The sequence below is a fragment of the Gordonia sp. p3-SID1431 genome (assembly GCF_025143765.1).
In the GTDB taxonomy this organism is placed as follows: Bacteria; Actinomycetota; Actinomycetes; order Mycobacteriales; family Mycobacteriaceae; genus Gordonia; species Gordonia hongkongensis.
Window position 1 is genome coordinate 1 of sequence record NZ_JAMBDT010000149.1, and the last position, 9,251, is coordinate 9,251.

At 65.4% G+C, this 9,251-nt stretch carries 13 protein-coding genes and 2 tRNA genes; 11 read left to right on the plus strand and 4 right to left on the minus strand.

Annotated elements, in window-relative coordinates; all coding sequences use genetic code 11:
• From M4D77_RS22625 to M4D77_RS22635, 3 genes are all read left to right on the plus strand, one after another.
• Positions 1-740, plus strand: a 740-nt coding sequence (locus M4D77_RS22625) for a DUF3566 domain-containing protein (protein WP_259937500.1), incomplete at its 5' end; no start/stop codon positions are given.
• Positions 741-806: 66 nt separating this feature from the next.
• Positions 807-880 (plus strand) — tRNA-Ile (locus M4D77_RS22630).
• A 61-nt stretch (positions 881-941) separates the two neighbouring features.
• Positions 942-1,014: transfer RNA gene (locus tag M4D77_RS22635), tRNA-Ala, on the plus strand.
• Positions 1,015-1,044: 30 nt separating this feature from the next.
• On the opposite strand, the gene M4D77_RS22640 is transcribed toward M4D77_RS22635, so the two are convergent.
• Positions 1,045-2,691, minus strand: coding sequence for a DNA glycosylase AlkZ-like family protein (locus tag M4D77_RS22640; protein ID WP_165629301.1), 1,647 nt, complete (start codon positions 2,689-2,691; stop codon positions 1,045-1,047).
• A gap of 315 nt (positions 2,692-3,006) precedes the next feature.
• Between M4D77_RS22640 and M4D77_RS22645 the strand changes: the two genes are divergently transcribed.
• Complete coding sequence (locus M4D77_RS22645; RefSeq protein ID WP_259937502.1) at positions 3,007-3,480, plus strand: hypothetical protein; 474 nt, start codon at positions 3,007-3,009, stop codon at positions 3,478-3,480.
• Positions 3,481-3,662: 182 nt separating this feature from the next.
• On the plus strand, positions 3,663-3,938 hold the full coding sequence (locus M4D77_RS22650) for a hypothetical protein (RefSeq protein WP_259937504.1): 276 nt from the start codon (positions 3,663-3,665) through the stop codon (positions 3,936-3,938).
• An 8-nt stretch (positions 3,939-3,946) separates the two neighbouring features.
• On the opposite strand, the gene M4D77_RS22655 is transcribed toward M4D77_RS22650, so the two are convergent.
• Positions 3,947-4,513, minus strand: coding sequence for a dihydrofolate reductase family protein (locus tag M4D77_RS22655; protein WP_078114058.1), 567 nt, complete (start codon positions 4,511-4,513; stop codon positions 3,947-3,949).
• 74 nt (positions 4,514-4,587) lie between these two features.
• Here M4D77_RS22655 and M4D77_RS22660 point away from each other — a divergent pair, with 74 nt between their 5' ends.
• Both M4D77_RS22660 and M4D77_RS22665 read left to right on the plus strand, forming a co-directional pair.
• The gene (locus M4D77_RS22660) at positions 4,588-5,157 is read left to right on the plus strand and encodes a TetR/AcrR family transcriptional regulator (RefSeq protein ID WP_137809129.1); all 570 of its coding nucleotides are present in this window, start codon (positions 4,588-4,590) and stop codon (positions 5,155-5,157) included.
• A 67-nt stretch (positions 5,158-5,224) separates the two neighbouring features.
• Complete coding sequence (locus tag M4D77_RS22665; protein WP_259937506.1) at positions 5,225-6,493, plus strand: serine/threonine-protein kinase; 1,269 nt, start codon at positions 5,225-5,227, stop codon at positions 6,491-6,493.
• A 19-nt stretch (positions 6,494-6,512) separates the two neighbouring features.
• On the opposite strand, the gene M4D77_RS22670 is transcribed toward M4D77_RS22665, so the two are convergent.
• Together M4D77_RS22670 and mrf are read right to left on the minus strand one after the other, a co-directional pair.
• Positions 6,513-6,773 (minus strand): type B 50S ribosomal protein L31, encoded by a 261-nt coding sequence (locus M4D77_RS22670; protein ID WP_247450722.1) that lies wholly within the window; start codon positions 6,771-6,773, stop codon positions 6,513-6,515.
• Positions 6,774-6,803: 30 nt separating this feature from the next.
• The gene (mrf, locus tag M4D77_RS22675) at positions 6,804-8,159 is read right to left on the minus strand and encodes a ribosome hibernation factor-recruiting GTPase MRF (protein WP_259937507.1); all 1,356 of its coding nucleotides are present in this window, start codon (positions 8,157-8,159) and stop codon (positions 6,804-6,806) included.
• Between the two features lie 104 nt (positions 8,160-8,263).
• Here mrf and rpmB point away from each other — a divergent pair, with 104 nt between their 5' ends.
• The 4 genes from rpmB to rpsR all read left to right on the plus strand — a co-directional run.
• Positions 8,264-8,500: a 50S ribosomal protein L28 gene (gene rpmB / locus M4D77_RS22680; RefSeq protein WP_004020952.1), complete on the plus strand. Its 237-nt coding sequence runs from the start codon at positions 8,264-8,266 to the stop codon at positions 8,498-8,500.
• Complete coding sequence (rpmG, locus tag M4D77_RS22685; protein ID WP_004020951.1) at positions 8,500-8,664, plus strand: 50S ribosomal protein L33; 165 nt, start codon at positions 8,500-8,502, stop codon at positions 8,662-8,664. Before rpmB ends, rpmG begins: the two co-directional genes overlap by 1 nt.
• On the plus strand, positions 8,664-8,969 hold the full coding sequence (gene rpsN / locus M4D77_RS22690) for a 30S ribosomal protein S14 (RefSeq protein ID WP_058253005.1): 306 nt from the start codon (positions 8,664-8,666) through the stop codon (positions 8,967-8,969). The genes rpmG and rpsN overlap by 1 nt, the downstream gene beginning before the upstream one ends.
• Positions 8,970-8,997: 28 nt before the next feature.
• Positions 8,998-9,251, plus strand: a 254-nt coding sequence (rpsR, locus tag M4D77_RS22695) for a 30S ribosomal protein S18 (RefSeq protein WP_259937509.1), incomplete at its 3' end; no start/stop codon positions are given.

Genomic DNA, 9,251 nt, shown 5'->3' on the forward strand with positions numbered 1-9,251 from the left:
TCAACCGCGACGCCGCCCAGCGTCCGAGCACCGGCGAGGGCCCAGCCGGCCCGCCGCTGAACAACCCGGGCGGCCCGCCGCCGCGTGGCGTCGTGACGAACAGCGGCACCGCTGCCGCCAGCATGAGCGGCCAGCAGGCCCCGGTGACCAAGCTGGAGAGTCCGCGCCGATCGGGTACGGCGACGGCGACCGAGGAACCCGGCTTCGTCGAGTCACCCACCAGCACGATCGACCGCGGACACCTTCCGGAGAACGATCTGCCCGACCTCGATCAGATCCACCACACGGCGGACCTGAAGCGACCCGATGCGGCACAGGCGCCGGGATCCAAGCCCTCCGCACCGCGGTCGGCGCCTCGCCAGGTACTCGCCGCCGGGACCGCGCTGCGCGCCTCGGTGCAGGTGCGTCGGATCGACCCGTGGGCGACGTTCAAGGTCGCGGCCGTGCTGTCGGTGGTCGGGTTCTTCATCTGGATGATTTCCGTCGCCGTGCTGTACCTCATCCTCGACGGCATGGGCGTGTGGGATCAGGTGAACAACAGCTTCGGAACGCTCATGGCGGAGGAATCGGCCGCGAGTAACGACGTGATCGGGGCGGGCACCGTCTTCGGCGCCGCGGCGCTCCTGGGCGCCATCAACGCGATCCTGCTGACGGCGCTCGCGACGATCGGCAGCTACATCTACAACATCTGTGCCGACCTCGTCGGCGGCGCCGAGGTGACACTCGCCGATCTCGACTGAGCGAGCTCCTGACCAGCCGTTTTGTTTGTTGGGGCATCGGTCGGGTAATCTCACTCCTCGGTTCAAGGGCCTATAGCTCAGGCGGTTAGAGCGCTTCGCTGATAACGAAGAGGTCGGAGGTTCAAGTCCTCCTAGGCCCACTGCGACAGATGTTTTCGGACATCGTGATCTCGCATCCCGCCGAACCGATCGGTACGGCACGGGGCCTTAGCTCAGTTGGTAGAGCGCTGCCTTTGCAAGGCAGATGTCAGGAGTTCGAATCTCCTAGGCTCCACAAATGCTGGCCCGCGGAGTTATCGCTCATTCAGTCTGGTAGCACATAGCGTGAACCGCGACGTTGCCCTACCAGAATCAGTCGGCCGTCTTCCACCAGCCGCTTCAGTACCGAGCGGGCTTGAGGCGGGATGGTCTGGCAGAGCTCGGCGGCCTGACTACGGGTTATCGAACCGTACGCGGCCACATAGTCTAGGATCATTCGTTCCTGCTGGAGCGGATCGACGCCTTTCACACGCACGTAGGCGTTGCGATCTTGCGCAAGATCGTAGAAGCGCGCGGTCAGGTGGTATTTCCGACTGCGACCGACACCGCGAGACTCGAGGATGCCCCTCTCGACGAGCTGCCCAAGGCTAGTCCTGGTGCTCGCAGGAATGAGATGCAACTCCTCAGCGACTTCGCTACTCGTCGCCGAGCCCGAAGTCTTCACCTCGTGGACAATCCGCAACTCGTCGAGGCTCAGTGGTTGCTGGTGTTCGTTCTCCCATGTGAGTAAGAAACGAACCAGATCCAGGTCTGCGTTTCCGAGGGGGACGGTGACCACAACCGAGTCGCTGGTGCTGTGTGAGTAGTCAGGGACGTCTCGTCCGGCCCTTAGCTGCTGTTCGAACATGTCATTGACACCCTTGCCCTTCCTCTCGACCAAGCCGGCGCGTTTGAACGCTCCAGCGAGAATCAGGCTTCGAGGTCTGGACTGGTCAAGAATGTTCTGCGTGGTGACGCCCGGTGGAAATCCGCCCGGACTGGAGACCACGAAACTGCCGTCCGTCAGCTGCAACCGTATGGGACCAACAGCGGTGTAGTCGCGGTGTACCAACGCATTCGCGACAGCTTCCCGACGAGTGATCGATGGGATGAGTGGAACTTCAACACGCAGGAGCCCAGCCATGACTTCCGTGACTGTGTTCTGTGCATCTACGAGGTCGCGCAGCTTCTCAGCCGTCTTTAGTAGTGGTTCCACCATTTGGATGTTTGTGGGTGGGTGCCCGCTGCGTACGTCTTGGAACAACACTTCAGCGTTTGGGACCCATCGTTGCACCGCGGACCCAGTTCCGAAGAGAAGGACTGCCCCGATGCTGACCGGGGCGGACAAAGGTACGAGCCCGAGAGCCCGGAGTATATCTGGGTCGGAGAGGTCTGCAAGATCGTCTCCCGACGCAAGGCACATCCGACGAAAACGATTGAACTCAAACGGATCGAGGTCAGTCAGGGTTGCGTCCCACGCTGCAGAGGCTGCGAAATCCTGACCGCGGGTGATCATGCCCATGCTGACAATCTCATGCGCGGTCATAGGGGCGCATTCTGGCTCGCCCGTAGACTTGATCACGCGCTTGGTGAAGACTCCCAACTTCGTGCCGACGGGGCCAGGGTCGGCGCGGGGAACATCAATCCGGATGATCTCTTGACCGTCGACGCTCTCCAACCGAACGCCCACCGCGAGCGCAGGCTCGGTATTGGCTTGGATGTATGCACCAACCCGCGCCGGGTCGGTAGTCCGGCCGTGACGCGGTTGTGCACCAACCACGATGCCGTTGTCGTCTACGCCAACCAACAGAACGCCTCCGTCGCCGTTGGCGAGACAGGCGACAGCCTTCGTGAGCTCCTTGTCGTTGATATCCGAACGCTTGAACTCAGTGGTGAAGTTCTCGCCGTCGGCTATGAGAGCGCGCGTGTCCATAAGAAGATTATGCATAAGTATGACATGGGAGAGCCTGTACCTACTGGAGTCATAACTTTTAAACGCTATGGCGCGCCGTACAGACCGCCCTTCCGAAAGGACGACACCGTGCCGTTAGCTCTACTTCCATCGACAAAGCGCGACCCCGGCCGGTCGCGGTACGACCAAACAGATGCAGGATCTCGACCGGGTTGTCGTCAGCCGCTCCGTACCAGTAAGGAGTCGTCGGATCGAACTGGGCCGTCTCGTCGGGTCCTAGGACGTGCTCGGCGTCGAGCATGATTGTCAGGCAATCGCGAACTGGAAGTGGTGTCTATGAGCGAATCGAACAACCGTGAGGACCTGCGGGTCCTCCTGCTCGGCGGGCGCGGTGCGGTGGGCGCCGTCGTAAGACGCGAGCTCGAGGTGGATGGCCATCTCGTGACCACGACGAGCCGAGCAGCGAGCGCCGATGTTCGGCTCGATCTACGCGAGGATCTCGCGGCACTACGCGACCTCGCCGCTGGACATGACGTCGTCGTCAATGCGTCCGGCGTCGAACGCGCGGAACTCGGCACCGCGATCGGACCAACGCCGCTCGTGGACATCTCGGCGTCTGGCGCCTACCTCGATGCGTTGCGTGCGACCGCGGCCGGACCCATCGTCCTGGGGGCAGGCCTCGCGCCCGGGCTCAGCACGATCCTGACCGCCGCACTCGATTCTCGGCCCGGCGACGACCTCGACGTGCTCGTGATGCTGGGGCGGGGGAGAAACATGGCCCGGCGGCGGTCGCCTGGACGGTCGGTCTGATCGGCACCGATGTCCACCGCCCGCCCGAAGGCGGGAAAGTCCGCAACCTCGGTGAGACCCGGCGCGCCACCGGACCCGACGGACATGGCAGACGATATCTGCGCGCGGACTTCCCCGACCATGTCCTTCTCGACAACCGGCCGGGTCACATCCGCTCGTATCTCACTCTCAGCTCGGCCCCGATGACCGCGGCGCTCGGCCTGATCGGGCGGGTGCCGGCGTTGCGCGGCACGCTGACGTGGGCGCCTCCCCTTGGTTCCGATGCCTGGCACGTCATCGCCGAGAATCGGCGCACCGGTGAGCGTCGGGAGGCCTCCGGGACGGGGCAGTCCGACGCCACGGGCCGACTGACGGCGCTGGCCGCCATCCGCGCCGCGACGGAACTCCATGGCGCCAAGAGAATAGTGACGATGGCCGACCTGGTCTCACTCGACGACGCGCTCTCGGTGCTGAGGTAGGTCCGCCCCTACGTCGCGGCGTATTCGACGATCGACACCCCGGTGTCGAAGTCGTGACCAGTGACGCGGCGAAACCTCCTGGGCGCGTACCGGCCGGGCGCCATCAGCGGAATTCCACTCCCGAACATCACCGGCTGACGTTTGAGAACGAACCGGTCGATCTCCTCGGCCAGCTGCGTCGCGAGGTTGCCGCCGCCGCAGAGCCAGATGTCTTTCCCCTCGATCTGTTTGAGTTCGCGTACCACCTCGACCGGGTCGCGGTCGGTGAACGTCACACCGTCCACCGGGTCGCGTCGACGATGGGTGAAGACGTACTGGTCGAGGTGACGATACGGACTCGTCACCTCAGGCAACCCGGCGGCATAGGTACCGGCTCCCATCAGGACGGTGTCGAACATCCCTGTGCTCTGGTCGATCCCGCGTGCGGCGGCGTAGTCGGTCGGGATGGTGTCGGCGAACCGCTCGTTGATGCCGTCCATGTGATCGCCCTCCATCAGAAAGGCGTCGAACTGGCCGTCCGGTCCGGCGATATACCCGTCGAGACTCACGGCCACGTAGTACACGAGTTCACGCATGCTGTTCCCCAATCACTTCAGATGTAGTGGTTGAGAAACTACAACACATGTAGTGGTTGCGCTATCGTTTTCTCATGGCTCGCAACGATGACCGCCGACGGGCGCTGGCCGACGCGGGTCTCGAAGTGCTTGCCGACGCCGGCGCGCGGGGACTCACCCACCGCGCGGTGGACCGTGCCGCCGGCGTGCCCCTCGGTACGACGACGAACTACTTCCGTTCTCGCTCAGCACTTCTCACCGGATTGGTGGAGCGCATCTACGAGCGACTGGCACCGAGCGACGAGTTCATCGCTGAGCGGGCCGGACGCACACCGACGCGGGAGCTCTTCGCCGAGTATCTCCGCAACATCGTCGAGCGTCTGATGGCAAACCGGACTGTCACCATCGCACTGATCGAACTCCGGTTGGAAGGAATTCGACGCCCAGAGGTCGCGGAGATCATCGGCGAATGGCGTCGGACCGGGTTCACCGGGGACGTGGCGTTCAACGAACAAGCCGGCCTGCCGGGGACGGCCCGGGAGATCGCCCTCTTCCACTACGCCGTCGACGGCCTCCTGCTGGACCAGCTGACCGGTCCGCTGCTCCCGGATGTGCCGGTCGACGACATCGTCGACGCGCTGGTCGACGGGTTGCTGCCGGGCTGAGATCACGCCGTCCGGCCCCGACTTCGGGTCGACGATGGCTGGGCATGGCACCCGCTACCGTGAACAGGTGGACCGAGACCTGCTCGACGGACGCTACGAGATCCGGGAAGTTCTCGGCCGAGGCGGCATGGCAGTGGTCTACGACGGGTGGGACCGGCGACTCCACCGATCGGTCGCCATCAAACTCCTGCGCTCAGAGCCGGAGACCCCGACGGTCGCACGTGACAGATTCGCTGCGGAGGCGCGGGCGGCCGCGGCACTCAACCACCCCAACATCGTCGCCGTCCACGACTTCGGTGAACACGGCGGGACGCCGTACATCGTGATGGAACGGCTGAGTGGCACAACGGTCGGCGACCTCATGGTCGGCGGGCCGTTGCCGCCCCACCGAGTCACGGCAATCCTCGACGACGTCCTGGCCGCCCTGAACGCCGCCCATTCCGCCGGCGTGCTGCACCGCGACATCAAACCCGCGAATCTGCTCATGTCCGGCGACCGGGTGAAGGTGGCCGACCTCGGCATCGCCAAGACCGCCGGGATGGCGCACACGGCGACGGGAGAAGTGGTCGGCACGATCTGCTATCTCAGTCCCAGTCGCGTGGTGGGCCGGGCGGCGACACCGGCCGACGATCTCTACGCAGCTGCGATCGTCGCGTATGAGGCGCTGACGGGTCGCCGAGCCTACGACTACGACAACCCTGCCGCCGTGGCACACGCCATCCTGCACGCGCCGCCGCCCCTGTTGGCCGACATCCGTCCGGATGTCGCGCCGACACTGCGCGAGACGATCGACCGGGCGATGCGTCCGGGTGACACCGTGCCGTTTCCGAGTGCCGCGGCGATGAGCGCGGCGTTGGCCGGACATGGCGACCACCCCGGCCCGGACGCAGCGACGAATCGCCTCACGGCGCCGCTGCCGCCACTGATCCCACCACCTGCGCTGGCCTCGGGAACGGCGCCGCTTCCGGGAGGGCCGAACCGGTCCCGACGTCGAACGTCGATCGCGGTGCTGGGTGGCGCCGCAGTTCTGCTGACCGCCCTGCTCGTCGCCGTCGTCGTCACCGGATCCGACGACGACACACCTGTTCCGTCGACCCCGACCTCCTTGCCGGCCGCCGAGCCCTCGACCACCGAATCCCGCCCGACTCCGCCGAGCACAGTCGACGCGCCGCCCCCGCCGATCCCTGTCCCGACCGGCGCGACGGAGATCGACGCGACCCAGGCCGAGGAGCGCGGAAGCGATGGAAACGGGCGGGGCAACAGCGGCAGGGGCAACAGCGGCGGTGGCAACAGCGAGACCAAGGGGAACGGGAAACCGAAGGACGACAAGAACTGACGTCGTCCGGCGACGACCCTCAGTCGTTCCTCTTCTCCAAGTGCGCGTAGCGACGGCGGAACTTCTCGACCCGGCCGGCGACGTCGGGGATCGTGTTGACCCCGGTGTAGAACGGGTGCGAATCGCTGGTGACGTCGACGGTGATGAGCGGGTACTCGTTGCCGTCGGACCAGGTGACCGTCGTCGCCGACGTCGCGGTCGAGCGCGTGATGAACTCTTTGCCCGTCGAACCGTCGCGGATGACGACGGGGTGGTAGTCGGGGTGAATGCCCTTCTTCATGATGGTGCCTTTCAGGAGATGGGTGGAACGTCAGTTGTCCCGCTGGTCCGAGGAGTCGAGGCCCGGTGCCGCGTCCACGGTCGACTCGGAGACCTCGAGGTCGTCGCACGGGTCGGCGTGGAACCCGCCGAAGGGATCGTCGAAGGTCGACCAGAACTGTTGTCCGGCAGCGAATTCGACTTCGTTGAGGCACGCGCTACGGAGTGCCTCCTCGATCTCGGCGGGGTCGCCGGAGTGAACGAGAGCGACGAGTGACGTGTGCCGGTCGCCAAAGGTTTCGTCCCAGCGCAGTGCACCGAGGGCGCGACGCTCGTCGGGTACCTGCGCGAATTCGTCGTCGGACATCGAGGCAAGCCAGGGACCGCCGTGGGCGACACGCAACCCGCCGCCGGCCGACTCGAGCCACAGTGCCTCGTCGGGTTGGGTGGCGATCCACAGTCGGCCACGCGCACACACGACCCCGTCGAGCAGCGCATCGATCGCCTCGTGGAAACGGCCCGGGTGCAGAGGTCGATCGCTGTGGAACTCCACCCACGTCACCCCGCAGTCGGAGTCCAACGGGGGTTCGCCGGCGAGCAGGGGATCGTGCGGACCGTCGATGCGACCCCGCCGTGAACGTGCGGGCACCGCGGCGAGCAACTGCTCGGCGAGAACCGGGGTGATCGGGCGCTGGGGCAACTCGAACATCATCGGGACATTCGGCGCGAGCCGTTTGAGGACGGCGACGAGTCGGGCCGACGCCCAGGCGTCCCGGAAGGTCGGGTCACACGCCGCGACCACCAGCGCATCGGCGAAGGCGACCTGTCCGACCGCCACCTGAGCGAGCGTGCGGTCGTCGTCGAGCGCGACGTGCCCGCCTTCGGCGAGGGAGAGGTCGCCCGTCGCCGACGTCAGCCAATCCTCCTCGGCCACACAGGCAACGGTGAGGTCGACGCGGACGTCGGCGGCCGCCGGGGCGTCGTCGAACCCCGGCATGTCGGCGACGATGACGTTCTCGATCGACCAGACCACCTGTTCGGGTTTCAGGACGGGATCGAGCGTGAGGACGATCCGCTTCACCGACGGTCGACGATGAAGTCGCCGGAGCAGGGGGAGCAGGTCTTCGCGCAGCGTGCACGAGATGCATCCGTGGGCCAACTCGACGATGCAGACGTCATGTCGGCTACGACCGTCGGGTCCCCGCCAACTGAGGGTCCGGACGACGCGGCCATCCTCCACCTGGGTCAGGTCGTGGTGTACCTGGACGCTGCCGACGCCGCCGCACTCCAACGCATCGCCCACCCGGTGGATCGACGACGCGTCGAGCCCGGTGACCAGGACGACCGGGGTTCGATGGTCGGTCGGTCCGGCGTCATCCGGTCGGTTCGCGAGTCCATCGTCGAGCACGACTCCACTCCGATCTATTGAGAATGATTTCCATTTATGCTTCGACGACGGTACCGTGACCGGACAGTTAATGCCAATCATTGTCGATAAGAACAGGAGGCAGCATGTCCAAGAGGTGCCAGGTCACCGGTCGGGTACCGGGATTCGGCAAGCAGGTGTCGCATTCGCACAAGCGGACGTCGCGCCGATGGGACCCGAACATCCAACGTCGCCGCTACTACGTGCCCAGTGAGGGGCGGTACGTGACGCTGCGCGTGAGCGCCAAGGGGATCTCGACGATCGACAAACACGGCATCGAGTCGGTGCTGCGCAAGATCCGTGCGCGTGGGGAGAAAGTCTGATGGCACGCAACGAGATCCGGCCGATCGTCAAACTGCGTTCCACCGCCGGAACCGGGTACACCTACGTGACCCGGAAGAACCGTCGCAATGATCCCGACCGGATGGTGCTCCGTAAGTACGACCCGATCGCCCGCGCCCATGTCGACTTCAAGGAGGACCGCTGATGGCGAAGAAGTCCAAGATCGTCCGTAACGAACAGCGCCGCGAGGTCGTCGCGCGGTATGCCGACCTCCGCGCCGAACTGAAGCGCGCGAGCGTCGCAGCCAGTTCGACGCCCGAGGAGCGTTCAGAAGCGCTACGACGCCTACAACGGCTGCCGCGCAACGCAAGTCCGACTCGGCTGCGCAACCGGGATGCCGTCGACGGCCGGCCCCGCGGGTATATCGGCAAGGCGGGCCTGTCCCGCGTGCGGTTCCGTGAACTCGCGCATCGCGGTGAACTACCCGGAATCCAGAAGTCCAGCTGGTGATTCGGACTCACGACTACGAGGAACAGTGATGGCCAACAGAAGACAACGTCAGCGCGAGGAAGTGCCGGCGAAGCGCAAGCGGAACCTGCTCATCGCACAAGGCGTGCGGGTCGACGGTCGTAATCCCTTGGACTACAAGGATGTCGCGCTGCTGCGGCAGTTCCTGTCCGACAAGGGCAGAATCCGCAGCCGACGCCTCACGGGGCTGAACCCGCAGGAGCAGCGCCAGGTAGCCACCGCGATCCGCAACGCACGCGAAATGGCGTTGCTGCCGTACGACTC

Coding starts and splice junctions, on each gene's coding strand:
- M4D77_RS22655 (WP_078114058.1), bottom strand. CDS start 4,513: ATGCGTGAACTCGTGTACTACGTGGCCGTGAGTCTCGACGGGTATATC.
- M4D77_RS22670 (WP_247450722.1), bottom strand. CDS start 6,773: ATGAAGAAGGGCATTCACCCCGACTACCACCCCGTCGTCATCCGCGAC.
- M4D77_RS22650 (WP_259937504.1), top strand. CDS start 3,663: ATGACCGCGGCGCTCGGCCTGATCGGGCGGGTGCCGGCGTTGCGCGGC.
- rpsN (WP_058253005.1), top strand. CDS start 8,664: ATGGCGAAGAAGTCCAAGATCGTCCGTAACGAACAGCGCCGCGAGGTC.
- M4D77_RS22645 (WP_259937502.1), top strand. CDS start 3,007: ATGAGCGAATCGAACAACCGTGAGGACCTGCGGGTCCTCCTGCTCGGC.
- rpmG (WP_004020951.1), top strand. CDS start 8,500: ATGGCACGCAACGAGATCCGGCCGATCGTCAAACTGCGTTCCACCGCC.
- M4D77_RS22660 (WP_137809129.1), top strand. CDS start 4,588: ATGGCTCGCAACGATGACCGCCGACGGGCGCTGGCCGACGCGGGTCTC.
- M4D77_RS22640 (WP_165629301.1), bottom strand. CDS start 2,691: ATGGACACGCGCGCTCTCATAGCCGACGGCGAGAACTTCACCACTGAG.
- rpmB (WP_004020952.1), top strand. CDS start 8,264: ATGTCCAAGAGGTGCCAGGTCACCGGTCGGGTACCGGGATTCGGCAAG.